Here is a 26281-nt window from a genome sequence, read left to right as displayed (position 1 = left end):
TATAACATCACTTTTTAGATGTGGTAGTTTGGTGCTTCGTTTGTAATTGTAACATCATGTACATGAGATTCTCTTAATCCTGCACTTGTAATTTCTACAAACTCTGCTCTTTCTTGGAATGTTGGAATATCTTTGCTTCCTAAATAACCCATTGAAGATCTTAATCCTCCAACCATTTGGTGAATAATATCTGCAATACTTCCTCTAAATGCTACTCTTCCCTCAATTCCTTCTGGTACAAGTTTATCAGCAGCTGTTCCCTCTTGGAAATATCTATCTGTACTTCCTTTAGTCATAGCTCCAATTGAACCCATTCCTCTATATGTTTTAAATTTTCTTCCTTGGAATAATACAACTTCACCAGGAGACTCTTCAGTTCCAGCTAATGCACTTCCCATCATTACAGAACTTGCTCCAACAGCTAATGCTTTTGCAACATCACCTGAATATTTAATTCCACCATCAGCGATGATTGGAGTTCCAGTTTTTGCACCCTCAGCTGCACATTCATCAATAGCAGAAATTTGAGGAACACCAACACCTGCAACAATTCTTGTTGTACAAATACTTCCAGGCCCAATCCCAACTTTAACAGCATCAGCTCCACAAGCAATTAAATCAGCAGTAGCTTCAGCAGTTGCAACATTTCCAGCAATAATTTGAACATCCATTTCAGCTTTGATTGCTTTTACAGTATCTAAGATACCTTTTGAGTGACCATGTGCTGAATCTAAAACTAAAACGTCAACACCAACAGCAACTAATGCTCTTGCTCTGTCTAATTGACCAACACCAATTGCAGCTCCAACTCTTAATCTTCCAAATTCATCTTTATTTGCATTTGGGTATTCTCTTTTTTTGTTAATATCTTTAATTGTAATTAAACCAATTAATTTATTATTAGAATCAACAATTGGTAATTTTTCAATTTTATTTGCATGCATAACATCAGCAGCTTCATCTAATGTAGTTCCTTCTTTAGCAGTTACTAAAGGCATAACTGTCATTTTATCAACAGCTTTTTGAGTAAAATCTTTTGTAAATCTCATATCTCTATTTGTTAAAATTCCAACTAAAATACCATTATCATCAACAACTGGAACACCAGAAATTTTATAAGAAGCCATGATATCTTCAGCATCTTGAAGTGTTTGAGATGGTTTAATTGTAATTGGATCAATAATCATTCCTGATTCTGATTTTTTAACTTTTTTACATTGTAATGCTTGAGTTTCAATATCCATATTTTTATGAATAATTCCAATTCCTCCAAGTCTTGCCATTGCAATTGCTGCTTCATATTCAGTTACTGTATCCATAGCTGCTGAAACAAAAGGAATATTTAATTCAATTTTTTTTGTAAGTTTTGTTTTAATACAAACATCTCTTGGTAAAACTTCTGATTTAGCTGGTACTAGTAAAACATCATCGAATGTTAAAGCTCTTTTTTTAATTCTCATTTTTTAATCCTAATTAATATTTATTATTTATTATAATTTATTGCTTTTTCTAAAGATAAAGCCCCGTCAAATAGTGTTTGTTCATCATAAGCCTTTGCAATGAATTGAAGACCAACTGGCATTCCATCTTCATCTTTATCAACTGGTAATGAAATAGCAGGAAGTCCTGCAAGATTTATTGAAATTGTGTAAATATCACTTAAATACATCTCTAAAGAAGTTTTAAATGAACCAAATTTTGGAGCAGTTGTTGGAGCAACTGGAGATAAAATCAAATCAGCTTCAGCAAAAATAGCAGAATATTCATCTTTAATTAAATGCCTAACTTTTTGAGCTTTTATATAATATGCATCATAATATCCTGAACTTAATACAAAAGAACCTAACATAATTCTTTTTTGTACTTCTTCTCCAAAACCTTGTGATTTTGTTTGAACATACATATCTTTAAGTCCAGCATCACCTTTTCTATTTCCAAATCTAACACCATCAAATCTAGCAAGATTTGCAGATGCTTCAGCGGTTGCAACAATATAGTAAGTTGATACAATTTTATCGGTGTCTAACATATTTTTATGAATTATTTTATGTCCAGCTTTTTCTAAAGCAATCACTGCTTTTTCAAAACCTTTTTGAATTGCTGGACTAGCTTGTGATACAAAGTTATCAATTACTGCTATTGTTAATTTTTTATTTGCATTAAGTTTTGGAGTTACTGCTTCATATTCAACATTTGCAGAAGTTGAATCCATTGGATCATATCCTGAAATAATGTCATATAAAATAGCCGCATCTTCAACATTTTGTGTAATTGGTCCACATTGATCTAGTGATGAAGAATAAGCAGTAATTCCATATCTAGAAACTCTTCCATAAGTTGGTTTCATTCCAACAACACCACAATAAGCAGCAGGTTGCCTAATACTTCCACCTGTATCTGTTCCAAGAGCAGCAATTGCAATTCCAGCAGCAACAGCAGCTGCTGAACCACCTGAACTTCCCCCTGGAACTTTTTCATTATCAATTGGATTTAGTGTTTTTCCATAACAAGAAGATTCAGTTGAACTTCCCATTGCAAATTCATCCATATTTGTTCTACCAAATGCGCATAAACCAGCTTTTTCTAAATTATTAATTACAGTTGCATTATATGGTGAGATATAACCTTTTAAAATATTACTAGAACAAGTAATTTCCCAATTCTTAACATTTATATTATCTTTTATTGCAATTGGGATACCCATTCCAGATTGTGAAATATCTGTTGAAGTTAGTTGCTCAACATAAGCACCTATATTGTTTTGTTTTATTTTTGAAGTTAAATCATCTCTTAGTTTTTTTATATCATCACTAGCTAAAGTTAGTGCTTCTTTTAGTGTTATCAATCGGTTCTCCTATGATTCTACAGTTGTAGTATTACGCTGGATTGTATCTAATAAATGATTAAAATTAGGTTATAAAAGAGGTTTTGAAAAAGTTATTTTTTATTATTTTACTAATAAAAAAAGGGATAGAAGAAAATCTTCTATCCCTTAGAAATATAGTAAAATTTCTACTATACGAATGAAATGAATGCCATTGGTGTAGCATCACCTCTTCTAATTCTTGTTTTAATTATTGAAGTATATCCACCATTTCTACCTTCGTATTTTGGTGCAATTTCGTTAATTAATTTTTTTGTAGCTTCTTTACTTTGTAAAGCAGCAAATACATATCTATGTGTATTTAAATCAGCAACTCTTGCAACAGTTACTAATTTTTCAATATATCTTTTTAATTCTTTTGCTTTAGGTACAGTTGTTTCGATTTTTTCTCTTTCGATGATAGCAATTGCCATATTTTTTAACAATGCTTTTCTATGAGAAGAAGTTCTACTTAACTTTCTATATCCATGCTTATGTCTCATATTAAACCCTTAATTATGCTTTTAGTTGCTCTAATTTTCTTCTTAATGCAGAAGCAACATTTTCTGGAAGTGTATTTTCAACTGGGTAACCTAGAGATTCTAATTTCTCTGCGATTTCATCATAAGATTTTTTCCCAAGATTTTTAATATTTTTAACTTCAACTTCACTCATAAGTACTAATTCACCTAAGAATTTAAGTCCAGCTCTATCTAAAGAGTTAAAACTTCTAGCACTTAAATTTAAATCATCAATTTTGATAACTAATTCTTTAAGTTCTAATGGCTCTTCACCACTTTCACTTACAGTTACTTCAGATAAATCAAAAACTTTGTTAAAAACTGACATTTGTGCATACATAACTGATACAGCTTCTTTAAAAGCAGTAATTGGAGAAATTTGTCCATTAGTTTGTATTGTAAATACAGCTTTTTCAAAGTTAGGATTATCTTCAACTAACATTTTTTCAATATCATAAACCACTTTTTTAACTGGTGTAAAAAAAGCATCAATAGGAATATAATCAGCTCCAACAATATCTCTAATATCTTCTGAAGGCATATATCCTATACCTCTTTGAATAATTACAGAGAAAGTTAAATTACAATCACTATTAATTGTTGCTAAGTGAGCATCTTTTGACACAATTTCAACATCAGAGTTAATAAGGTCTTCACCTTTAATTTCTCTTGGTCCATTGAAAGAATACTCAACTACAACTTGTTCTTTATCACCATTTATTTTAAACTTAATATTCTTTAAATTTATAACAAAAATAGCTATATCTTCTAACATACCTCTTAATGAGTCAAACTCATGTGAAGCACCTTCTATTTTTACTGCAATTGGTGCATAACCAACTGAAGAACTTAATAAAAGTCTTCTTAAAGGGTGTGCTAAAGTAATTGCAAAACCATCTTCAAATGGATATGCTGATATTTTAGCTTCATTATCACTGATAGCCTCTATTTCAACTTCAGTTGGTAAAAACGGTGTTTCTGCAAATTTTTTCATTAACTACCTTTTACTTATTATTTAGAATATAACTCTACGATTAATCTCTCTTCAACAGGGATAACAACTTCTTCTCTAGCTGGGATTCTTGTGAAAATTCCAAATACTTTGTCTTTATCAACATTAACCCAATCAACCATTCCAGTTTGATTAGTTAATTCTAATGCTCTTACAACTTGAGGATTAGCTTTTGATTTTTCTTTAATTTCAATTTTTTGTCCAGGTTTTACTAAAAATGAAGGGATATCAACTTTTTTCCCGTCAACTAAAACATGTCCATGAGTTGTAAATTGTCTAGCATTTGCTCTAGTTGTAGCAAATCCCATTCTAAATACAACATTGTCTAATCTTTGTTCAATTAATGTAATAAGGTTAGCCCCTGTATTACCTTCTCTTCTAGCAGCTTCAGTAAAGTATTTTCTAAATTGTTTTTCAGAAACACCATACATAAATTTAGCTTTTTGCTTTTCTCTTAATTGTAAACCATACTCAGAAATTTTAGCTCTTCTTTGTCCATGTTGTCCTGGAGCAAATGGTCTTTTTTCTAAAGCACTTTTACCTGATAATCTTCTCTCACCTTTAAGTCCAAGATCCGCATCAAGTCTTCTTTCGATTTTTTCTACTGGTCCTCTATATCTTGCCATTATTTACTCCTTACACTCTTCTTCTTTTAGGAGGTCTACAACCATTGTGTGGTAATGGTGTAACATCTTTTAACCAAGTAACTCTAACTCCATCCATAGCTCCAACTGCTTTAACAGCTGTATCTCTACCTGAACCTGGTCCTTGAATTTTAATTCCAACATTTTTGATTCCATGTTCCATTGCTTTTGCCATTGCATCTTCAACAGCTGCTTGAGCAGCAAATGGAGTTGATTTTTTAGAACCTTTGAATCCTAAGTTTCCAGCACTTGACCATGCGATTGCGTTTCCTGCATTATCTGTAACTGTAACCATTGTATTATTAAAACTTGCAGCAATATGTACGATACCGTCAGCAATATTTTTTCTTACAATTTTTTTTCTAGTAACTTTTCTTTTTGCCATCTACAATCCCTTATTTAGTTGCTGCACCAACAGTTTTCTTTTTACCTTTTCTTGTTCTAGCATTAGTTTTAGTCTTTTGCCCTCTACAAGGTAAACCTTTTCTATGTCTTAACCCTCTATATGAACCTAAATCCATTAAAGCTTTAATATCCATAGCAACTTTTTTTCTTAAATCACCCTCAACTAAATAGTTGTCTTGGATTTCTTTTCTGATAATTGCTGCTTCGTCTTCTGTTAATTCGAAAGCTCTTTTATTGTAATCAATTCCAACAGCATCTAAAATTAATCTAGAGTTATGTAATCCGATTCCGAAGATATACGTTAACGCATATTCCATTCTCTTTTTATTTGGTAAATCAACACCTGCGATTCTTGCCATGTGCCTTATCCTTGTCTCTGTTTATGTTTTTTGTTTTCGCAGATTACTCTTACGACACCTCTTCTTTTGATAACCTTACATTTATCACACATTTTCTTTACTGAAGCTCTTACTTTCATAAGTCTGTCTCCTCTTTTTTTGTGTTGTTTCCACTTTCAACAGGAAAAAGCCTTAAAAAATAAATATATTTTATTTTTCAGCTTTTACCAACCCTTTATAAAATAGTAAATATTTTACAAAAACTTCCTCGATGGTTGAAAAAATGGAGTTGGATTATAATTAATTTTTACTTAAAGCTAGTTGAATATACTATAGATATCTAATTTAATTATAATTATTGTAATATTCCAAAAAAATGATTATTAAAAGGATTAATTTTGTCTATAATTTATAAAAATGATTTAATAAAAATTGAAGTGGAAAGTTCTGAAATTCCATGGCTTAAAATATTTACTATAGAAGATATAAAAGAATTTTCGCAATGTAATAGCCAAACTAAACAAGAAATATTTAAGTATCTTGATATTATTGAAAAAGAGATGTTAGATTATTTCAATCCTAAAAAAATAAATATTGCCTCTTTTGGAAATTATGTTCCTCATGTACATTTTCACATAATGGCAAGATTTGAAGAAGATTCATATTTCCCAGAACCAATGTGGGGTAAAAAACAAAGAGAAGCAAATTTAGATTTACCCTCTTTTGAAGAATTTTATCAAAATCTAAAAAAGAAGCTCTAAAAGCTTCTTTTATCCATCTTGATTAATTTGTTTAATTAACTCTTCTAAAACTATTAAAGAATCTTTTTCATCTATTTGACAACCACCTGCTGCTTCATGTCCCCCACCACCATATCTAAGCATAAGTTCTCCAACATTTGTTTTTGAAGATTTATTTATTATTGATTTTCCAACACTAAAAGCTACTTTTTCCCTATCTTTTGCCCACATTATATGTATTGAAATATTTTGTTCTGGATGCATTGCGTAAATCATGAATCTATTTCCAGGATAAATAATTTCTTCATATCTATAATCAATTACCAGTAAATTATCTTTTATTGTTGTTACTTTTTTTAGTTGTTCTTTAAATTCATTTTCATATTTAAAATATAAATCTGTTCTTTCTTTTACATCTGGTAATTCAAGAATCTGGTCAATATTATGTTTTGCACAATATTTTATTAAATCCATCATAAGCTGATAATTTGAAATTCTAAAATCTTTAAATCTTCCTAAACCTGTTCTTGAATCCATAATAAAACTAAGTAATGCCCATGCGCGTGGATTTAAAATGTCATCTTCAACAAAATCAGCACTATCAGCTTTATTAGCTCCATTCATCATTCCTGTAAAATATCCAGGGAAAGCATTATCCCCATCATAATAATCATAAACAACTTGTGCAGCACTTGGAGCATTTGCATTTATAATGTGGTTATCTTTTTTTTCATTTCTTAATGTTTCTGAATAATGATGATCAAATGCTAAATATACTCCATCAACATAAGGAAGATTTGTTGTAATATCATTTGGTGTAACTTCAATTTTCCCATCTTGCATATCTTTTGGATGAACAAAAATAATTTCATCAATAATATCTAAGTATATAAGTAGTGTCCCACATACTAAACCATCCATATCACTTCTTGTAATTAATCTATATTTTTTATTCATATTTATCACCAAATTTTTGATTTTATCTTATCATAGTAAATGTTAATTATATTTAAAGTAGTTATTATTTAATTTAAAGGAAATAAAAAGAGCAAAGCTCTCTTTATTATTTGTTTATATATTTAACGATTAAATCGCCCATAGCAGTAGTATTTAAAACTTCCTTAGCATCAAATGAAGCTAAATCTTTTGTTCTATAACCATCTTTTAATGCTGCTTTTATTGCATCTTCTATCATATCTGCTGCTTTAATTTCATTTAAAGAGTATCTTAACATCATTGAAGCACTTAGAATTGTTGCTATTGGATTTGCTATTCCCATTCCTGCAATATCTGGAGCTGATCCATGAATTGGCTCATAAATTGCAGTTTTATCTCCTGTTGAAGCTGATGGCAATAATCCAATTGAACCAACAACCATTGAAGCTGTATCAGAAAGAATATCTCCAAAAATATTTCCTGTTACAATAACATCAAATTGTTTTGGGTTTCTTACAAGTTGCATAGCTGCATTATCTACATACATATGAGAAAGTGTAACTTCTGGATAATCTTTTGATAATTCATTCATAGTATCTCTCCAAAGTTGAGAAACTTCTAAAACATTTGCTTTATCAACAGAACAAACTCTTTTATCTCTTTTCATTGCCAATTCAAATGCTTGTTTACCAATTCTTACAATTTCTGGTTTTGTATAAACCATTGTGTTATAAGCTTTAAATCCATCATTCGCTCTTGGTTGACCAAAGTAAATCCCACCAATTAACTCACGAACTACCATAATATCACAACCCTTAATTACTTCAGGTTTTAGTGTTGAAGCATTAACTAATTCATCATAAACAATAGCAGGTCTAAGATTTGCATAAACACCCATCTCTTCTCTAAACTTTAAAAGTCCAGTTTCAGGTCTTAATTCTCTTGGTAAAGTATCCCATTTTTCTCCACCAATTGAACCAAATAGACAAGCATCAGAATCTAAAACACCGTCAACTGTTTCTTGTGGAAGAGGAACACCCGTAGTATCAATAGCAATACCACCCATTAAATACTCTTTATAAGATAATTCAAAACTACATTTTTTAGAAACAGCGTTTAATACTTTTATTGCTTCATCAACGATTTCTGGACCTATTCCATCACCTTTAATTACTGATATTTTATAATTACTCATTATTTATCTCCTCTTCCCATTTCAGCTTTTGCGTAATTAATTAATCCACCTGCAGCAATTAATTCTTGCATAAAAGGAGGGATAGCAGTAAAGTCATAAGTTTTATTTGTTGTATTATTTATAATTTTACCATTATCTAAATCTATTGAAATTTCGTCACCCTCTTTAATTTCTAAAGATTCTGGTAATTCAAATATTGGTAAACCCATATTAAAAGCATTTCTATAAAAAATTCTTGCAAATGATGGCGCAACAACAGCAGCAACTCCAGCAGCTTTAAGTGCTATTGGAGCATGTTCTCTACTTGAACCACATCCAAAATTTTCACCTGCAACTATAATATCACCTCTTTGTAACTTTTTTGGAAAATCAGGATCAGCATCTTCCATAACATATTTTGCTAAATGTTCAGGATCTGAACTATTTAAATATCTAGCTGCAATAATAACATCTGTGTCAATATTCGCCCCAAAATTCCATACTTTTCCAGTTATTTTATTCATATTATATATCCTTGAATTTAACAAATTTAAAAATTCATTAAATATTATTTTCAAAAAAAAGGCATTTTAGCCAATTTTTCAGTAATATTTGTTTAAATACCTTTTTTTTAATTAAATGTTTAACTATTTTGGGTATAATATCCGACCATCTTAGAAAAGAGGATTCCCTAATACAATGAGCGTAAAAGATATAAATAAAACTATCGAGCAATTAGTAAAAGAGTACAAAGATTCAGTACTTACTTACGAAAAAATTATTAAAATCTTTCCAAAAGCACCTTCTGGTCCAAACATCAAAAAACTTCTAGCTTTAATACAGTTATGTAATGTTACTGTAATTAGTTCTCAAGAACAAGCAAAAAGAATGAATGCCGAAGAAGCTAAAAAAAGAAAAGAATTAAGAGAAAAGTTAATAGAAAATGAAGATGATGTTTACGATTTATTAAAAAATAAAGAGTTACTTGAGTGGTCAAGATCAGATTCACCTGTTAGAATGTATTTAAGAGAAATGGGTCAAATTCCATTACTCACTAAAGAAGAAGAGATTGAAATCTCTAAAAGAATTGAAATGGGTGAAGATATTATTCTTGATGCTATTTGTTATGTACCTTACTTAATAGATTTCATTTTAGAATATAAAGAACCTTTAGTAAATAGAGAAAGAAAAGTAAAAGAGTTATTTAGAAATTTTGATGATGATGATTCTGAAAATGAAGAAGAAGATGATATCGAAGATGAAGTTGTAGATGATGATGACGATTCCGACTCTTCAGATGAAGAGGATAGTGAAAAAAATAGTGCTAAAAAATTAAAAAAACTTGATAAAAGAGCGCAAACTATTATTGAAGCATTTAAAATACTTGAAAAAGCTAAAAAAGATTGGCTTAAATTTGCTGCAAAAGAGACTGCAAAATCAGATGACGAAACAGATCAAATGACTTTTAATCTTGCGGTTGCATTTAAAAAGAAAATTTTAAAAGAAGCTTTACTTGATTTAGGACCAACTTCTAAATTAATTACAGAAATAGTAAAAGCTATGGAAACAGCTTTAAAATCTGATACAGGTTTTGATGGTGAATTAAAAAGATTAGAGTATAAATTACCTTTATTTAATGAAACACTATTAAAAAATCACAAGAAGATTTTAGATAACATTGTAAATTTAACAAAAGCTCAAATTACATCAATGGTTCCAGAAGCAACTATGGTTTCTTCTTATATGGAAATAAAAAAACTTTTCCAAACAAAAGAAGCTTCAAAAGGTGGTTTTGATTTAGCACCAGAAGAGTTAAAAGATGTTCTTGAACAAATCAAAAGAGGTAAACAAATAACTGATACTTCAAAAACAAGAATGGCAAAATCAAATCTAAGACTTGTTGTATCTATTGCAAAAAGATATACAAATAGAGGTTTACCATTCCTTGACTTAATTCAAGAAGGTAATATTGGATTAATGAAAGCTGTTGATAAATTTGAGTATAAAAAGGGTTATAAATTCTCTACTTATGCAACTTGGTGGATTAGACAAGCAATTTCAAGAGCAATTGCAGATCAAGCAAGAACAATTAGAATTCCTATTCACATGATTGAAACTATTAATAGAATCAATAAAATCATCAGAAAAGGTATTCAAGAAAATGGGAAAGAGCCAGATGTAGATGAAATTGCAAAAGAAGTTGGGCTTCCTGTTGATAAAGTTAAACAAGTAATCAAAATTACAAAAGAACCAGTTTCACTTGAAGCTCCAATTGGAAGCGATGATGATGGTAAATTTGGAGATTTCGTTCCTGATGAAAAAGCTCCAACACCAGTTGATAATATCATGAAAGAAGATTTACAAGGTCAAATTGATCAAATCCTAGGTCAATTAAATGAAAGAGAACAAGCAGTAATTAGAATGAGATTTGGTCTTATGGAAGATGCAAGTGATAGAACATTAGAAGAGATTGGAAAAGAACTTTCAGTAACAAGAGAGAGAGTTAGACAAATTGAATCAAGTGCTATTAAGAAATTAAAGCATCCAAAAGTAGGTAAAAATCTTAAAAACTACGTAGAAAGTTAGAATTATGAGTTTTTTTGAAGAGTGGGTTGAATTAGATTTAAATCCTATTTTATCTTTTTCATCAACTGCAAAAATTATCTATTCTAATTCAGAAGCTCAATTCTTATTAAATAGAATAAAACAAAAAGAGCTTTTTGATTTAGCTTTAACATACGCCCCAAAAACATTTGGGGCGCAAACATCTTATATTGACTTAAATATTAAAAATTATACTTTTTATGCAGTAACTGTAATGTATGAAAATGAAGATGAAATCCATATGAAACTTTATAAAAGTGCTATGGTTAAAAAAGAGTCAAACCTTAATATAAAAAATATAAATACTACAAACATTTTTACTTTAGTTGATTTAGCAATTTCTACAAGTAAAATAAAAAATGATATTAATTTTACAAAAAATTATGATCCTTCTATTCCTGAATTTAAATTAGATGCTAGTTCATTTATAAAAACATTAAATGGTGTTTTTGAAGTTTTTAAAGATAAAAACAATGTTACATGTTCTATTTTATTAAAAATTGGTGAATATATTAAAATTGATAATAAAAAATACTCTTTGATAAGTGTTGAAATATTTTCGAATGAGAAAAATGATTTTTCATCGTTAAATATAAAAGATAATAACTCTTTTATTTTAACTTCTGATGAGAATAAGGTAACTATTGATTTACCTTTAATTCTCTAAATTTTCAAAGCTTTTTTTCAATAAGCTTTGAAAATAAAACTCCAAGAGGAACAATTCCTAATCCAATTAAAAAAGCAATTGGTAGAAAAATCTTATTATTATTTAAAGCAAAAAAACCAAATATTAAAATCCCATAACCTAAAACTCTATAAATTGATAAAAATCCACTTGCTGAAAAAAGAGTATTTTTAAAAGAGTTTCTTTTTACTTTTGATTTCTCATTATTTAAAATTTCTTTTATTTTTTCACTTGTTAATTCATCTTCTGGTATCTCTTTATATTGCGTATATAAATCATAAGGATCATCTATCTCATCAATTTTATCCCTATCAACACCTTCATTTATTTTAGTTAAGTCAATATTTGATAATCTATTTTCGATATTTGTTTTATAAGATAAAAAAGTAGCTATAGTAATTAATATTGAAGAAAAAAATGCAACTTGAGTATTTAAAAACCATAAATTACTTTGAAATATTAAAGAATAAATTATCATACAAAGGTCTAAAAGAATAAAGACCTTTGCAAATTTTAATATTTCTGGATTAATCTTCATCATCATCTTTATCAAAAGATTTATCTCCATGTTTTGCTCTATAAGCATATCTCGGGTCATTTTCCATACCCTCAAACTCTTTTTGAGCTCTTTTATATGCTCTATATACATTCATAATAGCAGCTGCAATCCCCCAAGCAATACCAAGCCATAAGGTCCATGTATATCCAGTTAATTGTTTTAAACCATATCCAATACCAAAACCTATTATAATTGCAGCAACAATTGAAATTCCTAAAGATAAGTTATCTAAAGCGATAACTTTATCTTGGTGTTTTGGTTTATTGTTATTTTGATTATCCATTTAATTAGCCAAAATTATGCAATATATGTACAACAATAATCTGTTATTTCTAAAACTTTTATTTCAAAACTACAATTTGCAGGTACTTCAAAATATTCTCCACCATTTATTGTTTCCCAGTTACTATCACCACAAGCAATTAAAATCTCAACTTTTCCTGAAATAATCTCCATATGCTCTGCTTCATTTGTACCAAAAGTATATTCACCTGGCATCATAATACCTAAAGATTTTTTAACTCCATTTTCATCAACAAAACCTCTACTTGTAACTTTTCCATCAAAATAGATATTTGCTTTTTTTGTTAATTCTACATTCTTAATAGTTGGCATTTAATTTCCTTTTTATAAATTTTTCATAATTTCGTTAGCTGCATTAATGCAAGCGTCAATGTCTTCATTTGTAATAACTGTAGAGATAAATCCTAACTCATATTGACTACAAGCAAAATAAAAACCTCTTTTTATCATTTCTCTATGAAATGTTGCGAATCTTTTAAAATCACAGTTATTAACATCTTTAAAGTTTTTAGGTTCTTTTTCACAAAAGAAAAACCCAAACATACTTCCTCTTACTGTTGTTTGAAAAGGAATATTATATTTTGTTGCAACTTCTTTTAAACCATTCATTAATCTTGTTGATTTTGCAGTTAATTCATCGTAAATAGCAGGATTAGCTTTTAGTTTTCTCAAACTTGTAAGTCCAGCAGCCATTGCAACAGGATTTCCACTTAATGTTCCAGCTTGGTAGATTTTTCCCTCTGGACTTAATTGTGACATAATTTTACTATTTGAGGCAAAAGCACCAACTGGCATACCAGCACCAATTACTTTTCCAAAAGTAATAATATCAGCTTGTGGTCTAACTATTCCGCTAGCCCCTGTTAAACTTGCTCTAAACCCTGACATAACTTCATCATAAATTAATAAAGTACCATTCTCATCACATAATTTTCTACAAGCTTCTAAAAATTCAATATCAGCAGGAATTAATCCCATATTCCCAGCTATTGGTTCTATAATAATACAAGCAATATCAGAACTTTCTGCAAAACATTTTTTTAGATTTTCAATATTGTTATATTCACATAAAAGTGTATGTTTTGTTAAGTCAGCTGGCACACCTGGACTACTTGGAGCTCCACAAGTTGCCATTCCAGAACCTGCTTGTACAAGTAAAGAATCAGAGTGTCCATGGTAACAACCTTCAAACTTTATAATATCACTTTTTCCTGTTACTCCACGTGCAAGTCTAATAGCACTCATTGTAGCTTCTGTTCCAGAACTTACAAATCTAACTTTATCAATATTATCGTACATTTCAACAATTTCACTTGCTAGTTCAGTCTCTAAAACTGTTGGTGCACCAAAAGATAAACCATTTTTTGCTGTTTTAATTACTGCTTCTTCAATATCTTTATCACAATGTCCAAAAATAAGAGGGCCCCAACTTTGTACAAAATCTAAATATTTATTTCCATCAATATCAATTAAATAAGCACCCTCTCCTTTTGCAATAAAAGGAGGAGTTCCTCCTACACTATTAAAAGCACGAACAGGTGAATCAACCCCACCTGGTATTACTTTTTTTGCTTCTTCATAAGCATTTATAGATTTTTCAAACATTCATATTCCTATTAATCATTTATTAGTGTAATTGTACTATAATCGCGCTATGAAAATTATTATCTTAGCCTTTATTATTTCAATAACTTTACATTTCTTCCTATTTAAGAAGTACAAGAATGATGAATTCGTAAAAAATAATCAAAAAGAAGAAAAAGTATTAAAAAAATCTGATGTTAAATTTGTAAAACTAAAAAAAATAGATCCAATACCAAATGAAAGTATTCAAGAAAAAATTGAACCAAAAGTTGAAAATAAAATAGAAAAAAAGGTTGAGTTACCACAACCTCAAAAAGAGCTAGTTAAAAAGCAAAATCTTCAAAAACCAATTGAGAAAAAAACTGATAATATTAGGAAAATTGATATAGAAAAATCTAAACAATTACAAAAAAAAGTTTTAAATGAGCAAATTGTAAATGAAAAATCCCTTCAAGATAAAACTTTAGAAGATTTTTTATCTCAAAAACAACCAATTAATAAAGAGATTTTAAATGAACTTCAAAAATTATATGGGGAAGAATATGATAAATTCACAAATGTTCAAAAAGCTTATTTAGAAAAAAATCTAAATAACTTTCAAACTATTACTCAAAGAGTTTTAAATAGATTAGGTTATCCACCACTTGCAGCAAAACTTAAAATTGGTGGCGTAAATATTATAGAATTTATGTTTCATCCCGATGGAAGTATTACAGGTTTGAGAGTTATTGACTCTTCTGGATATGCAGTTTTAGATGAGTATTCACTAGAATTAATTGAAATTGCATATAAAGATTATCCAAAACCTCAAACATCAACGAAACTAAGATTCAATGTACAATATAGAACATACTAAGGAAAAGAATGACAACAACTGACACTAAAAACTATTTTTATAAATTATTAAATGGAAAGACTTCCCTTTGGGTTGTATTTTGGTTTTGGTTTATATTTATTACATTTTTAATTGAAGTTTTTTTTGAAACAATATTTATGGATAGTGTTTATGCACAAAATAAAGATAGTTATGTTGAGTTATTTATTTATGTTGTAATTACAATTTATGCTATTGGAATATTTTTAACTATATTTAGAACTGCAAACAAATATAAAGGTTTTAAATTATGGTCATTCTTATCAAAAGTTCTCGTAACAATAAACCTATTTTTTTCAATTAATTTTTTTATAGAAGTTAGTAAATTTTATTTTTATGATGATTATAATTTAGTAAAAGAAATAGAAAGTTTTAAAGAACAATTACCTATTCAAGTAGATATGAATACAGCGTTGGTTGATATTTATAAAGATGAACATATTATTCATTACAAATACCAACTTAATGAAGTTCATTTAGAAGATGAAAATTTAAAAAACAAATTTAAAAAACAAATCCAGGACTCTTTATGCGAAGATCCAAGTAGTTTAGATTTATTAAAGAGAGATTATACTTTAGATTATATTTATATGGATGAAAAAGACAATGAAATTTTAAATATCAAAACTGACAAAAAAATATGTGGAAATTCAATTTATGATTTAGATATTTTAAATGATGTACTGAAAAAACAAGGGAGAATTTAACTTTTTCCCTGTTACTTTATAGTTTTCTTTCATAATTATATAAATTCATATATCTAAATGCTAATAGATTTTCTAAAATTGCAAATGTCACAATGAAATTAATAAAAGAACTTCCACCATAAGAGAATAAAGGTAAAGGAAGCCCAACAACTGGTGCAAAACCAATAACCATTAAAATATTTACACTCATATTAAAAAATATTAGAAGTCCTAATCCGGATGAAAAAACTCTTAAGACGTAATCATCTTTAAAATAGTAATTCATACTAAGTAAATGCATAATGATTAATGCATATAAAAATATCAATCCAATTGCACCTAAAAATCCATATCTTTCAACAAAATATGCAAAAATAAAATCACTTGTTGAAATTGGCAAAAATTTCAATTGAGTTTGAGTTGCCTCTTCACTTTGTTTTCCAGTAAGTCCACCTGAACCAATTGCAATAATTGATTGTTGAACGTGGTAACTTGGTTCTTCTGAAACAAAATCAGTAATTCTTTTTTTCTGATAATCTTTTATTAAATACGTATAAATAAAGGGAGAAGCAATACCAATTACTATAAAAATAGTAGCCCAAATTTTCCAATTTACTCCAATAATAAATAAAATACCATATCCTACTAAAAGTAAAACCATCGCTGTTCCTAAATCTGGTTCTTTTGCAATTAATAAAAATGGCAATAATATATAAAATGAGAAATAAGAAAAGTCTAAAAAACTATAACCATTTTTAGGTGGTGGTTTATGATGAATTAAATATCCTAGCATCAAAATAAATGTTGGTTTTATTAATTCAGATGGTTGTATAGTTGCATGAAGAAAAGGAATGGGCAACCATCTTGTTGCTCCTAATTTTGTAACACCAACAAATTCAACTGCAAGTAATAATATAATACTAAGCCAATATAAAAATGGAATAATTCTAATTTTTTTTCTTATAGGTAAAATGAAAACACCAATAAACACAAAAATTGAAATTACATAATATACTAATTGTTTGTTAGCTAATCTTTCGTTTGTTTCACCAATTAAATGGTATGATATGAATATCAAAGGTAAAACATATATTATTAACAAATAATCAAAATGGGAAATAATTCTTTTATCAAATAAACGCATAGTGAAAGAGTATCTAAATATGGATAAAAATTTTATTGTTTTTGAAACAAATAGACTGGATAAATTTCTTGCATTAAATATTGATGCTTCAAGAAATCAAATTGAACAACTTATAAAAAAAGAGTATGTTAAAGTTGATGGCAAAATAGTAAGTAAAACTGGCCTTAAATTAAAAGAGAATCAAAGTGTTGACGTTCACTTCCCTGAAGCTGAATTAAATCCTAAAAAAGATGAAACTTTTGTAAAAGAGTCTTTAAAAGACAAAAATGTTGAAATTATTTATGAAGATAATGATATCTTAGTAATTAATAAACCTTACAATTTAACAGTTCATGATGCTCCAAGTGTTAAAGATGCAACTTTAGTTGACTGGTTAAAACTAAATAATATTTCATTATCAACAATTAGTGGAGAAGAACGATATGGAATAGTTCATAGATTAGATAAAGGAACAAGTGGTGTTATGGTTGTTGCAAAAACAAACGAAGCACATTTAGGATTATCTAAACAACTTGAAGATAAATCTATGGGAAGATATTATCTCGCAATTATTGATACACCATTAAAAGATAATGTTGTTATTGATAAAGCAATTGCACGAAATCAAAATAATAGACTAAAAATGTCTATTGAAGAGAATGGTAGAAATGCAAAATCAGCTTTTTTTAAAATGGCTTTAAGTAATAAAGAAAATTTTGAATTAATAGCTGCAAAATTATTCACAGGGAGAACTCATCAAATTAGAGTTCACTTAAGTTCGATAAATAGGCATATATTAGGGGATAATTTATATGGTTTTAAGGGCGAATTAAATAAAATTAATAGGTTTTATTTGCATGCTTATTATCTTTATTTAACCCACCCAATTTCAAATAAGCAAATGAGTTTCAAAGCAGATTTACCAAATGATATGAATGAATTCTTAGATAAAAATTTTCAACTGGAGAATATAAATGTTAAACTTAATGAAAATAACATCATTAGCAACTTTAATACTTTTGCTTAATGGATGTACAAACGTAATTGATACTTTAAATCCTGCAACAAATCCAAAAGTTGATGCGAGTATAGAAGTTGTAAACTATAATTCTATTAAATCTATTCCGGATATGGCAAATATTGGATTCGAATGGGAAAAAGTAAATGATTCAAGAGTTATTGGTTATAATTTTTATAGAACAGAAATTGATAAAGGTTCAAAAGAATTAAAACTTATTAAATCAATTGACAATAAATATGCAACACACTATGTTGATAAAGGCTTAGAACCAAAAACAAGATATGCTTATCAAATTTCTTCAAGAATAGATGGAGGAATTGAATCAAAAACAACTGATGCATATATTGTTCAAACACTTCCACGAATTGTGCCTATTGATTTTGTTCAAGCAATATCAAATTTACCTCATAGTGTAAAATTATTATGGAAGCCACATCCTGATAAAAGAGTAGGATATTATAGAATTGAAAAATATAATACTTTTTTAAATGAATGGATACTTTTAAAAACTATTAGTCAAAGATTACAAGCTGAATATCTTGATACTGGATTAGATAATAATACAAGTTACAAATATAGAATAAAAGCTTTTAGTTTTGATGATGTTGAATCAGCACCAAGTAAAATTGTTATTGCAAAAACTAAACCACTTCCACAAGTACCTTTAAATATAAAAGCATCAAATAATCAAAATAAAGAGATTATCTTAACTTGGGATGCTTCACCTACTGCAGATGTTGTTAAATATGCAATATATAGAAGCGATTTTAGTTTACTTGGTTATTCAAAAATAAAAGAAGTTGATACAAATACTCATCAATTCACTGATAAAACTGAAAATAGTGGGAAAAGTTATTATTATAAAGTTATAGCTGTTGATAAAGACGGTTTAGAAAGTGATACAACTTCGGTTCAAGGTATAAGTTTCAATAACCTTTCAAATCCAAGTACAAACGTAGCTTTAATTGAACAAAATAATACAGATTCAAAATCACAAAAAATCAAATTATAATAATAAGAAGATAAATGCCACATATAGTATTTGAAAAAAAAGAATTAATCCCTACTCCATCACAAAAAGATGGAGTAAATTTTAAGTTTATTGCAAAATCATATAATTTCACAGAAAAAGTAAGAAGAACTGAATATAAAATTGCATTAGAAAATGAAAATAAAGAGTTTTTATTATCACTAAAACCCAAAGATGATAATTTCATGGTTAAAGCGGATAAAGTAACTAGAATTTCTCCTGTAACTTTAGTTAAAAATGCTTTAAATGCCTATGTAAATTTAAATGAAGTAAAAGTATTATTTTCAAATACAAATAATCTAAAATTTAAAGAAGAGACAAAAAATAGATATTTAAAAGATATTAATTATTTTGTTGATGAATTTAATAGTGATAAAGAGATTCAAATAGAGATTGGTTTTGGAAGTGGGAGACATCTTTTACATCAAGCAAAAACAAATCCTAATGTACAATTTATTGGTCTCGAAATTCATTATCCTTCAATTGAACAACTTCTAAAACAACTTGAGCTTCAAGATATTACAAATGTATTAGTTGTAAATTATGATGCAAGACTTTTTATGGAATTTATTGAATCAAATAAAGTTGGAAAAATATTTGTGCATTTCCCTGTTCCTTGGGATAAAAAACCACATAGAAGAATCTATTCAAATGAGTTTGTAAATGAAGCACTAAGAGTTCTTAAAATTACAGGAACATTGGAACTAAGAACTGATAGTAGAAAATATTTTGATTTTTGTACAGAAGTTTTAACAAATCTACCAAAAGGAAGAATTACTATTGATATTAACAAAGATTTAGCAGTATCAAGTAAATATGAAGATAGATGGAAAAAACAAGGTAAAAATATTTATGATGTAGTTTTAGAAGCACAAAATAATGATGAAAATATAAATCTAAATTTTGATTTTTCTTTTGATTTTAAAATTGATTTTAACAAAATGCTAATAACGATTCCTACAAAATCAATAATTGAAAGTAATTATTTTATTCATGTTGAAGAACTTTATACGATTGAAGGCTCTGATAATTCTGGACTTGTAAAAGTAACAATGGGAAATTTTGATAGACCTGTAACTAAATATTTATATGTAAAAGAAGGAGAAATTTCATATTATCAAGGAAATCCTCTTCCAACAAGTTCAAATATTAATGCCCATGAAAAATTAAAAGAGATTTTAAGTAAATGATAGAAGCAAAAAATATTTATCTTTCATATGATGACAATAAATATATTATAAAAAAAGGAAACTTTTCTATAAAACCTAAAGAGTTTATATTTATAGGTGGAAACTCGGGAAGTGGAAAATCAACACTTTTAAAATCATTTTATGGAGATATTCCTTTAAAACATGGTAGTTTAAAAATAGAAAATCAAGAAGTTTTTGGAATTAGAGGGAAAAAACTAAGGGTTTTAAGAAAAGACATTGGTATTATTTTTCAAGATTATAAATTAATAAATGAATATACTATTGAAGAAAATATTATGATTCCTCTTAAAATCAATGGTTATTCGGATGAAATATCAAAAGATCAAGCAAATAAGCTTTTAGCTCATGTTAGACTTTCGCACCGTTCTGGTTATTATCCAAATGAACTAAGTGGTGGAGAGCAACAAAGAGTGGCAGTTGCACGTGCACTTGCACATAATCCAAAAATAATTATTGCAGATGAACCAACAGGAAATCTTGATGATTATTCAGCTGAAGTTGTATGGAACTTATTAAAAGGCGCAAATGAGCAATTGGGAATTACTATTGTTGTCGTAACACACAGAGTTCCTAAAAATTTAGGTATTAAGTTTAGACAATTATCTATCGAGGATGGAATTATTTATGAAGTTTCTTAAAAATGTATTTGCTTTTTTAATTCCATTATTATCTATGCTAATTGCTTTTTCTATATTTTTATTAATAAATAACGTAGTCGATAATTATAAATCAAAAATATCAAGAGATTACTCTATAGTTATAGTTACAACATTACCTTTACAAAAAGATGCAATTAAAGAACTAGCAGGTATCAAAGTTGAAAGAATACAAAATTTACCAAATGATAAAATTATTTCTAGTATAAAATCTACTTTATCTGATACTTCAGTTGAGTTATTAAAACAAAAATTACCAAATTTTTATCAAATATATTTAGAAATATTTCCAACAAGTAGTGAACTTGATGATATAAAAGAGACATTATTACAAAATAAAAATGTAAAAAAAGTTGAAGTTTTCTATAAAAACCATAATCAAATTTATTTACTTTTACTTTTATTAAATACAGTCTCTTTTATTTTATTTTTCATAATTACACTTTTTGCAATAATTATTATTGCAAAACAAATAAAATTATGGTTTCATGAACAAAATGTAAAAATATCTATTTTAAGGCTTCATGGTGCATCGATTTTATATAGTGCTTCTTCAATATTAAATTATGCCTTACTAAGTTCTTTATTATCTTTTTTAATTTCTGCAGGATTTTTATATTATGTTTCTAACAATATGACTGTTTTATTTCCTATAGAATTACATGAAATAGTTGATATTAATATAAACATATTTGTTGAATTAATGAAAATATTTTCACTATCATTCTCTATTTCAATATTTACAATATTTGGTGTATTATTAAAATATAAGATAAATAATGATTAAACAGTTTTTCTTATTAAGTATATGTTTAAGTACTATTTTTGGTGCATCAAGTTCTAATATCGACAAAAAAATACAAAAAAATAAAGAAATATTAGATTCAACAGATGATAAAAAACAAAATACATCACTTAAAATAAAAGAGTTAGCAGATAAGATCGAATCTCAAAATGAGAATATTACGAATCTTGAAAAAGATATAAAACAAATAAATGCAGATATTGATGAACACCAAAAATTATTAGAAGAATCAAAAAGTAAATTAGATGAACTTCAATCTAAATCTTCTGAATTAATAAAAGAAAAAACTACAAGCGAAGAACAAATTGTTAATACAATAATTGAAGAATTTTCTGTTTCAATTGCATTAAAATTAGTTTCAGAAGATAGTTTACAAGAGTTAATTGATAATGAAATCTATACTTTATTATCTCAACATTCAAAAGATAAAGTCTCAAAATTAGACACTAATTATAGTACTTTATCAGCAAATACAAAAAATAATCAAAAAGATATAGAAAAAATATCTTCTTACATACAAGATAGACAAAAAACTAAAAATAAACTTACTAGTTTAAGAGAAAAACATTCAAGTTCACTTGCAAATCTTGAGGAGCAACATAAATCTTATCAAGAAGAGTTAAATAAAGTTGCAAAAGAGCAAGAATCATTAAAAGATTTACTTTCTGAATTAAATATCTTAAAAGAAGCAGAAATAAAAAAAGCAGAAAATGAAGCGGAAGATAAAAGAAAAAAATTACAAGAGCTTTTAGCACAAAAAAAATCAGCATCATCAGAAAAAACTATTGAAGAAGATACATCTGATGATGAAGTTCAATCATCAGATGTTAGAAATCAAAAATATGCAAAAACTTTAAATTTAGATGTTAGAAAGATTGGTTCTTCAACAGATGGAATTACAATTATAAAGTATAAGGGGTCAAAAACTATCGCTCCTTTAAAATCATTTAAAGTTGTAAAAAATTTTGGAATATATTATGACCCAGTTTATAAAATTAAATTATTTAATGAGTCAATAGTTTTAAAAAGTGATGAACCAAAAGCAAAAGTGGTTTCTGTTTTAAATGGAAAAGTTGTTTATGCTAAAAAAAATGCTGGAATGCTTGATAATGTTGTAATTATTCAACATGAAGGTGGACTTCATACTATTTATTCACATTTAGATGAAATTTCTCCAACTTTAGTTGTTGGGAAATGGATACAACAAGGATATGTTGTAGGTCGTGTTAATGATACTTTAATGTTTCAAGCAACAAAAGATTCTTCACATATAGACCCAAAAGATTTGTTTAAAATATGATAGTTTTTATAGATGGTGATGCTTTCCCTAATTTGTTAAAACCTATAGTTTTAAGAGCTATTGAAAAACAAAAATTAGATACAATTGTAATTGCAAATAAAAAAATCAATATAGGTGATTCTAATTATATTAAATATATAATAGTAAACCAAGGTGCAGATGAAGCTGATAATAAAATTGTTGAAATGTTAAATTCAAACGATTTGGTAATAACAGCAGATATTCCACTAGCTGATAGAACAATAGATAAAGATGCACACGCAATTGATCATAGAGGTTCTATGTACACAAAAGACAATATAAAACAGTATCTTGCAATGAGAAATCTAATGCAAGAGATACGTGATAGCGGAGAGATTACAAAAGGCCCTGCTCCTTTTTCTCAAAAAGATGCTCAACAATTTGCAAACTCTTTTAATAATTTTTTGCAAAAATATAATAAAAACTAAGGATTTACCATTATTTTAATAGATCAATCAACAAAAAATCAATTCAGAATTTTTTGTACTGAAAACAAAATCACAGATATGGAAACAGCTGTTCAATACTTTATAGTATTTGGTGGATTAAATATAAAAATTGATACAACAAAACCTCTACTTGAGCTAATTGAAAAACATATTTTAAATGAATATACAAATCTTCGATATGAAATAAATACAATAAGTGGTGGATATAAAGTTGACCACGCAATTTTAACAGGAATTGCCCAAGGTGATAGAAGAACAAACTCATCTTTTAAAAGAGCCTTTGTTAGCTTTGAAGAGGGAATGAAATGTGTTGAGAAGCTTGTTGATAGAGGATTAATAGAAATTGAATCTTCACAACATCACCTAGCAAAAAAAAGAGGTGATGATAAAATTTCTAAAAAACTTCTTTTTACAACTCCTTTTTTGAGATTTTGGTTTGCTTTTGTTTCTCCAATTTATAAAGGAATCAAAGAAAAAGAGTACAAAGAGTTTTATGAACTTTATGAAAATAAACAAGCTGAATTTGGAAACTTTATTTTTGAAGAGTTAGCAATGGAGTGTCTTAGAGACTCTTTTACAGAAGATCCAGTTAAACAATTTGGTAAATATTGGGATGAAAAAGTTGAAATTGATTTAGTTGCAAAAACAACATCTGGAAAAATTATCGCTGGAAATTGTAAATATATAAATTCTAAACTAAAGAAAAATGAGTTAAATAAACTAAAAGAAGATTGCAAAACAGCAGATTTAAATGTAGATATTTTTGTAATATTTAGTAAAAATGGTTTCTCAAATGAGTTAAAATCACAAAAAAGTGAGACTCTTAGACTATTTACGCCGAAGAGCTTTAAGCTATTATTAGCTTAAACCTCACTCATTCTTATTTCAAACTCTTTATTCATTACATCAAGTTTAATTTGTAAAGCTTCCAATTGAGCAAATTTATCTTCTATATTTTTCTCAATTTTTGGAATATCTCTTGAAAGTTTTACTCTAGCATCTTCAAGAGAATCTTCTAATTTTTCAATCTCTTCTTCTATTTCTTGCATTTGCTTTTTAATTGGAGTTGTAGCTTTTGATTTTTCAGAAACAATTGCTGCTCTAAGTTTTTTGCTCTCTTTTTTGTTTACTTTTACATTTTTCTCTTTTTTAACTTCAACAACATCATCATCCCAACCAATTTTTTCTAAAAACTCATCATAAGTTCCATTAAAACATACAGCTTCATCATTTGCAAATACGATTAATCTATCACAAACTTCTCTTAATAACTCTTCACTGTGAGTTACAATGATACTTGAACCCTCAAAAGCTTTAATTGCTTTTGTTAAAGCTGCAATTGAATCCATATCAAGGTGATTTGTAGGCTCATCTAGGAAAAGTAAATTTACATCTTTTGCAATAATTTTTCCAAGCATTACCCTACTTTTTTCTCCCCCTGATAATAAAGAAATTTTCTTTTTAGCATTATCTCCACTAAACATCATTAAACCACAAATACTTCTTACAACTGATTCTGGTAATTTTGTATTTGTAGAATGAATTTCATCCATAATTGTACTATTTAAATTTAAATGAGAAATATTTGTTTGTCCAAAGTGTCCAAAAACTGTACTTCCATGATAATCAATAGTTCCACTTAAAGCTTTTAGTTCATTTGCAATTACATTTAGTAAAGTTGATTTTCCTTTACCATTTTTTCCAATAATCCCTAAAGTTTGACCTTTTTCAAGGGCAAATGAAATATCTTTAAATAAAATATTATCTTTCGTATATCCAAAACTTACATCTTTAACTTCAAGTAAAAATTTAGCAGGAGTATCTTTATAATTAAAATCAAATTTTAAAGTTGAGTCATAACCAATATCTTCTAAAACATCCATTTTTTCAAGGATTTTTACCTTTGATTGTGCAAGTGCAGCTGTTGAAGCTCTTGCTTTATTTTTTGCGATGAACTCTTCTAGCTCTTTGATTTTTTTATCTTGAGCTATTTTTTGTTTTTCATGGTGCTCTTCATTACTTGCTAATTGCTCATAGAACTTTTCTGTTCCACCTGCAATCATATATGCATTTCTTCTGATAATTCCCATAGTGTGTGTACAAACACTATCCATAAAGTCTCTATCATGTGTGATTAAAATAACTTCACCATCAAAATTTTTAAGAAATGCTTTTAACCATCTAATAGATAAAATATCCAAGTAGTTTGTTGGCTCATCTAGAAGTAACATATTTGGTTCAGTTAATAAAAGTTTCGCAAGATTAATTCTAATTTGGAAACCACCTGAAAATGATTTTGGTTCTTTTTCTAAATCTTCTTGAGAAAATCCAAGACCAAATAAAATCTTTTCAACTTTGTAAATACTAAATTTATCATCTTCTGCAAGTGCCAGTGCTGTTTCATCAACTAAAGTTTTTTCAGTAAAATCAAAATATTGTTTTAAAGCTCCGATTTTATAATTTCGTGGAATCATTACTTCTCCACCATCAGCTTGTTCTTCCTGAAGAATTAACTTGAAAAGCGTAGATTTTCCACTACCATTTCGCCCTACTAATCCGATTTTATTACCAGAATTTAATCTTAAATTTAGTTCACTAAAAAGCTCATTTGGTCCGTAGCTTTTTGATACGTTTGAAAGTTCTATCATGTTTCTCTTTTATTATTGTGTTTTGTATTTGTTTAAGGTTGGGATTATACGATATATGTGGTTATATGTTGATTAGAGTTTAAATAAAA

30 protein-coding genes are annotated in these 26281 nt (G+C 27.8%); 13 read left to right on the top strand and 17 right to left on the bottom strand.

Annotation, left to right across the window (positions count from 1 at the left end):
* Positions 1-14: 14 nt before the first annotated feature.
* From guaB to rpmJ, 8 genes are all read right to left on the bottom strand, one after another.
* Complete coding sequence (gene guaB, locus AVENP_RS06800; protein ID WP_128358808.1) at positions 15-1460, bottom strand: IMP dehydrogenase; 1446 nt, start codon at positions 1458-1460, stop codon at positions 15-17.
* A gap of 23 nt (positions 1461-1483) precedes the next feature.
* On the bottom strand, positions 1484-2845 hold the full coding sequence (gene gatA, locus AVENP_RS06795; RefSeq protein ID WP_172664243.1) for an Asp-tRNA(Asn)/Glu-tRNA(Gln) amidotransferase subunit GatA: 1362 nt from the start codon (positions 2843-2845) through the stop codon (positions 1484-1486).
* Between the two features lie 170 nt (positions 2846-3015).
* Positions 3016-3366 (bottom strand): 50S ribosomal protein L17, encoded by a 351-nt coding sequence (rplQ, locus tag AVENP_RS06790; RefSeq protein ID WP_128358807.1) that lies wholly within the window; start codon positions 3364-3366, stop codon positions 3016-3018.
* A gap of 13 nt (positions 3367-3379) precedes the next feature.
* Positions 3380-4378 carry a DNA-directed RNA polymerase subunit alpha gene (locus tag AVENP_RS06785; RefSeq protein WP_128358806.1) on the bottom strand — a complete coding sequence of 333 codons (999 nt, stop codon included), beginning with the start codon at positions 4376-4378 and terminating at the stop codon, positions 3380-3382.
* A gap of 17 nt (positions 4379-4395) precedes the next feature.
* Positions 4396-5022: a 30S ribosomal protein S4 gene (gene rpsD, locus AVENP_RS06780; protein ID WP_128358805.1), complete on the bottom strand. Its 627-nt coding sequence runs from the start codon at positions 5020-5022 to the stop codon at positions 4396-4398.
* A 10-nt stretch (positions 5023-5032) separates the two neighbouring features.
* A complete protein-coding gene (rpsK, locus tag AVENP_RS06775) occupies positions 5033-5425 on the bottom strand; it encodes a 30S ribosomal protein S11 (RefSeq protein ID WP_108558572.1) in 393 nt (130 codons plus the stop codon).
* Positions 5426-5435: 10 nt separating this feature from the next.
* Entirely contained in the window at positions 5436-5804 is a 369-nt protein-coding gene (gene rpsM / locus AVENP_RS06770; RefSeq protein WP_128358804.1) for a 30S ribosomal protein S13, read from the bottom strand.
* Positions 5805-5809: 5 nt separating this feature from the next.
* Positions 5810-5923 carry a 50S ribosomal protein L36 gene (rpmJ, locus tag AVENP_RS06765; RefSeq protein ID WP_014474483.1) on the bottom strand — a complete coding sequence of 38 codons (114 nt, stop codon included), beginning with the start codon at positions 5921-5923 and terminating at the stop codon, positions 5810-5812.
* Between the two features lie 264 nt (positions 5924-6187).
* Here rpmJ and AVENP_RS06760 point away from each other — a divergent pair, with 264 nt between their 5' ends.
* Positions 6188-6544 (top strand): HIT family protein, encoded by a 357-nt coding sequence (locus tag AVENP_RS06760; RefSeq protein ID WP_430385359.1) that lies wholly within the window; start codon positions 6188-6190, stop codon positions 6542-6544.
* A 9-nt stretch (positions 6545-6553) separates the two neighbouring features.
* On the opposite strand, the gene AVENP_RS06755 is transcribed toward AVENP_RS06760, so the two are convergent.
* The 3 genes from AVENP_RS06755 to AVENP_RS06745 form a co-directional block, all read right to left on the bottom strand.
* Positions 6554-7480, bottom strand: coding sequence for an exopolyphosphatase (locus AVENP_RS06755; protein ID WP_128358802.1), 927 nt, complete (start codon positions 7478-7480; stop codon positions 6554-6556).
* Positions 7481-7586: 106 nt separating this feature from the next.
* Positions 7587-8654 (bottom strand): 3-isopropylmalate dehydrogenase, encoded by a 1068-nt coding sequence (leuB, locus tag AVENP_RS06750; RefSeq protein ID WP_128358801.1) that lies wholly within the window; start codon positions 8652-8654, stop codon positions 7587-7589.
* Positions 8654-9157 (bottom strand): 3-isopropylmalate dehydratase small subunit, encoded by a 504-nt coding sequence (locus AVENP_RS06745; RefSeq protein ID WP_128358800.1) that lies wholly within the window; start codon positions 9155-9157, stop codon positions 8654-8656. The genes leuB and AVENP_RS06745 overlap by 1 nt, the downstream gene beginning before the upstream one ends.
* A gap of 175 nt (positions 9158-9332) precedes the next feature.
* On the opposite strand from AVENP_RS06745, the gene rpoD reads away from it, so the two are divergent.
* Together rpoD and AVENP_RS06735 are read left to right on the top strand one after the other, a co-directional pair.
* The gene (rpoD, locus tag AVENP_RS06740; protein ID WP_128358799.1) at positions 9333-11219 is read left to right on the top strand and encodes an RNA polymerase sigma factor RpoD; all 1887 of its coding nucleotides are present in this window, start codon (positions 9333-9335) and stop codon (positions 11217-11219) included.
* A gap of 4 nt (positions 11220-11223) precedes the next feature.
* The gene (locus AVENP_RS06735; protein ID WP_128358798.1) at positions 11224-11904 is read left to right on the top strand and encodes a hypothetical protein; all 681 of its coding nucleotides are present in this window, start codon (positions 11224-11226) and stop codon (positions 11902-11904) included.
* Positions 11905-11908: 4 nt separating this feature from the next.
* On the opposite strand, the gene AVENP_RS06730 is transcribed toward AVENP_RS06735, so the two are convergent.
* The 4 genes from AVENP_RS06730 to hemL are packed head-to-tail and all read right to left on the bottom strand — an operon-like array spanning position 11909 to position 14389.
* Positions 11909-12460 (bottom strand): hypothetical protein, encoded by a 552-nt coding sequence (locus AVENP_RS06730; protein ID WP_228201868.1) that lies wholly within the window; start codon positions 12458-12460, stop codon positions 11909-11911.
* Positions 12450-12764 (bottom strand): AtpZ/AtpI family protein, encoded by a 315-nt coding sequence (locus AVENP_RS06725; protein WP_128358797.1) that lies wholly within the window; start codon positions 12762-12764, stop codon positions 12450-12452. Before AVENP_RS06725 ends, AVENP_RS06730 begins: the two co-directional genes overlap by 11 nt.
* A gap of 14 nt (positions 12765-12778) precedes the next feature.
* The gene (gene ppnP, locus AVENP_RS06720) at positions 12779-13096 is read right to left on the bottom strand and encodes a pyrimidine/purine nucleoside phosphorylase (RefSeq protein WP_128358796.1); all 318 of its coding nucleotides are present in this window, start codon (positions 13094-13096) and stop codon (positions 12779-12781) included.
* Between the two features lie 12 nt (positions 13097-13108).
* Entirely contained in the window at positions 13109-14389 is a 1281-nt protein-coding gene (hemL, locus tag AVENP_RS06715; RefSeq protein WP_128358795.1) for a glutamate-1-semialdehyde 2,1-aminomutase, read from the bottom strand.
* A gap of 49 nt (positions 14390-14438) precedes the next feature.
* Between hemL and AVENP_RS06710 the strand changes: the two genes are divergently transcribed.
* Positions 14439-15224: an energy transducer TonB gene (locus AVENP_RS06710; protein WP_172664241.1), complete on the top strand. Its 786-nt coding sequence runs from the start codon at positions 14439-14441 to the stop codon at positions 15222-15224.
* Between the two features lie 8 nt (positions 15225-15232).
* Positions 15233-15949 carry a hypothetical protein gene (locus AVENP_RS06705; RefSeq protein WP_128358793.1) on the top strand — a complete coding sequence of 239 codons (717 nt, stop codon included), beginning with the start codon at positions 15233-15235 and terminating at the stop codon, positions 15947-15949.
* Positions 15950-15965: 16 nt separating this feature from the next.
* On the opposite strand, the gene AVENP_RS06700 is transcribed toward AVENP_RS06705, so the two are convergent.
* Entirely contained in the window at positions 15966-17072 is a 1107-nt protein-coding gene (locus AVENP_RS06700) for an FtsW/RodA/SpoVE family cell cycle protein (protein ID WP_128358792.1), read from the bottom strand.
* A gap of 19 nt (positions 17073-17091) precedes the next feature.
* Between AVENP_RS06700 and AVENP_RS06695 the strand changes: the two genes are divergently transcribed.
* From AVENP_RS06695 to AVENP_RS06660, 8 genes are all read left to right on the top strand, one after another.
* Positions 17092-18078, top strand: coding sequence for an RluA family pseudouridine synthase (locus tag AVENP_RS06695; protein WP_128358791.1), 987 nt, complete (start codon positions 17092-17094; stop codon positions 18076-18078).
* Entirely contained in the window at positions 18026-19084 is a 1059-nt protein-coding gene (locus AVENP_RS06690) for a fibronectin type III domain-containing protein (protein WP_153802235.1), read from the top strand. The genes AVENP_RS06695 and AVENP_RS06690 overlap by 53 nt, the downstream gene beginning before the upstream one ends.
* Before the next feature lie 14 nt (positions 19085-19098).
* Positions 19099-20292, top strand: a complete 1194-nt coding sequence (gene trmB, locus AVENP_RS06685; RefSeq protein WP_128358789.1) for a tRNA (guanosine(46)-N7)-methyltransferase TrmB — start codon at positions 19099-19101, stop codon at positions 20290-20292.
* Positions 20289-20951, top strand: a complete 663-nt coding sequence (locus AVENP_RS06680; protein ID WP_128358788.1) for a cell division ATP-binding protein FtsE — start codon at positions 20289-20291, stop codon at positions 20949-20951. The genes trmB and AVENP_RS06680 overlap by 4 nt, the downstream gene beginning before the upstream one ends.
* A complete protein-coding gene (locus tag AVENP_RS06675) occupies positions 20938-21756 on the top strand; it encodes a cell division protein FtsX (RefSeq protein WP_128358787.1) in 819 nt (272 codons plus the stop codon). Before AVENP_RS06680 ends, AVENP_RS06675 begins: the two co-directional genes overlap by 14 nt.
* Complete coding sequence (locus AVENP_RS06670) at positions 21749-23074, top strand: murein hydrolase activator EnvC family protein (protein WP_172664239.1); 1326 nt, start codon at positions 21749-21751, stop codon at positions 23072-23074. The genes AVENP_RS06675 and AVENP_RS06670 overlap by 8 nt, the downstream gene beginning before the upstream one ends.
* The gene (locus AVENP_RS06665; RefSeq protein WP_128358785.1) at positions 23071-23523 is read left to right on the top strand and encodes a YaiI/YqxD family protein; all 453 of its coding nucleotides are present in this window, start codon (positions 23071-23073) and stop codon (positions 23521-23523) included. Before AVENP_RS06670 ends, AVENP_RS06665 begins: the two co-directional genes overlap by 4 nt.
* 78 nt (positions 23524-23601) lie before the next feature.
* Positions 23602-24411: a DUF234 domain-containing protein gene (locus AVENP_RS06660; RefSeq protein WP_228201867.1), complete on the top strand. Its 810-nt coding sequence runs from the start codon at positions 23602-23604 to the stop codon at positions 24409-24411.
* Here AVENP_RS06660 and AVENP_RS06655 read toward each other — a convergent pair.
* Positions 24408-26192 (bottom strand): ABC-F family ATP-binding cassette domain-containing protein, encoded by a 1785-nt coding sequence (locus AVENP_RS06655; protein ID WP_128358783.1) that lies wholly within the window; start codon positions 26190-26192, stop codon positions 24408-24410. The genes AVENP_RS06660 and AVENP_RS06655 overlap by 4 nt on opposite strands.
* Positions 26193-26281: the final 89 nt, after the last annotated feature.

Source organism: Arcobacter venerupis (assembly GCF_013201665.1).
In the GTDB taxonomy this organism is placed as follows: Bacteria; Campylobacterota; Campylobacteria; order Campylobacterales; family Arcobacteraceae; genus Aliarcobacter; species Aliarcobacter venerupis.
Note: the sequence above shows the minus strand (reverse complement) of the source record. Positions and strands in the feature narration are given on the sequence as shown.

Bases quoted from the DNA above. Each gene is read 5' to 3' on its own strand.
- rplQ (WP_128358807.1), bottom strand. From the start codon at position 3,366: ATGAGACATAAGCATGGATATAGAAAGTTAAGTAGAACTTCTTCTCAT.
- AVENP_RS06710 (WP_172664241.1), top strand. From the start codon at position 14,439: ATGAAAATTATTATCTTAGCCTTTATTATTTCAATAACTTTACATTTC.
- AVENP_RS06730 (WP_228201868.1), bottom strand. From the start codon at position 12,460: ATGAAGATTAATCCAGAAATATTAAAATTTGCAAAGGTCTTTATTCTT.
- trmB (WP_128358789.1), top strand. From the start codon at position 19,099: ATGCCACATATAGTATTTGAAAAAAAAGAATTAATCCCTACTCCATCA.
- AVENP_RS06785 (WP_128358806.1), bottom strand. From the start codon at position 4,378: ATGAAAAAATTTGCAGAAACACCGTTTTTACCAACTGAAGTTGAAATA.
- rpmJ (WP_014474483.1), bottom strand. From the start codon at position 5,923: ATGAAAGTAAGAGCTTCAGTAAAGAAAATGTGTGATAAATGTAAGGTT.
- AVENP_RS06670 (WP_172664239.1), top strand. From the start codon at position 21,749: ATGATTAAACAGTTTTTCTTATTAAGTATATGTTTAAGTACTATTTTT.
- AVENP_RS06690 (WP_153802235.1), top strand. From the start codon at position 18,026: ATGTTAAACTTAATGAAAATAACATCATTAGCAACTTTAATACTTTTG.
- AVENP_RS06755 (WP_128358802.1), bottom strand. From the start codon at position 7,480: ATGAATAAAAAATATAGATTAATTACAAGAAGTGATATGGATGGTTTA.
- rpsM (WP_128358804.1), bottom strand. From the start codon at position 5,804: ATGGCAAGAATCGCAGGTGTTGATTTACCAAATAAAAAGAGAATGGAA.
- AVENP_RS06705 (WP_128358793.1), top strand. From the start codon at position 15,233: ATGACAACAACTGACACTAAAAACTATTTTTATAAATTATTAAATGGA.
- AVENP_RS06665 (WP_128358785.1), top strand. From the start codon at position 23,071: ATGATAGTTTTTATAGATGGTGATGCTTTCCCTAATTTGTTAAAACCT.
- rpsD (WP_128358805.1), bottom strand. From the start codon at position 5,022: ATGGCAAGATATAGAGGACCAGTAGAAAAAATCGAAAGAAGACTTGAT.
- rpoD (WP_128358799.1), top strand. From the start codon at position 9,333: ATGAGCGTAAAAGATATAAATAAAACTATCGAGCAATTAGTAAAAGAG.
- AVENP_RS06735 (WP_128358798.1), top strand. From the start codon at position 11,224: ATGAGTTTTTTTGAAGAGTGGGTTGAATTAGATTTAAATCCTATTTTA.
- AVENP_RS06675 (WP_128358787.1), top strand. From the start codon at position 20,938: ATGAAGTTTCTTAAAAATGTATTTGCTTTTTTAATTCCATTATTATCT.
- AVENP_RS06700 (WP_128358792.1), bottom strand. From the start codon at position 17,072: ATGCGTTTATTTGATAAAAGAATTATTTCCCATTTTGATTATTTGTTA.
- rpsK (WP_108558572.1), bottom strand. From the start codon at position 5,425: ATGGCAAAAAGAAAAGTTACTAGAAAAAAAATTGTAAGAAAAAATATT.
- AVENP_RS06745 (WP_128358800.1), bottom strand. From the start codon at position 9,157: ATGAATAAAATAACTGGAAAAGTATGGAATTTTGGGGCGAATATTGAC.
- AVENP_RS06680 (WP_128358788.1), top strand. From the start codon at position 20,289: ATGATAGAAGCAAAAAATATTTATCTTTCATATGATGACAATAAATAT.
- ppnP (WP_128358796.1), bottom strand. From the start codon at position 13,096: ATGCCAACTATTAAGAATGTAGAATTAACAAAAAAAGCAAATATCTAT.
- hemL (WP_128358795.1), bottom strand. From the start codon at position 14,389: ATGTTTGAAAAATCTATAAATGCTTATGAAGAAGCAAAAAAAGTAATA.
- AVENP_RS06660 (WP_228201867.1), top strand. From the start codon at position 23,602: ATGGAAACAGCTGTTCAATACTTTATAGTATTTGGTGGATTAAATATA.
- guaB (WP_128358808.1), bottom strand. From the start codon at position 1,460: ATGAGAATTAAAAAAAGAGCTTTAACATTCGATGATGTTTTACTAGTA.
- AVENP_RS06695 (WP_128358791.1), top strand. From the start codon at position 17,092: ATGGATAAAAATTTTATTGTTTTTGAAACAAATAGACTGGATAAATTT.
- AVENP_RS06655 (WP_128358783.1), bottom strand. From the start codon at position 26,192: ATGATAGAACTTTCAAACGTATCAAAAAGCTACGGACCAAATGAGCTT.
- AVENP_RS06725 (WP_128358797.1), bottom strand. From the start codon at position 12,764: ATGGATAATCAAAATAACAATAAACCAAAACACCAAGATAAAGTTATC.
- leuB (WP_128358801.1), bottom strand. From the start codon at position 8,654: ATGAGTAATTATAAAATATCAGTAATTAAAGGTGATGGAATAGGTCCA.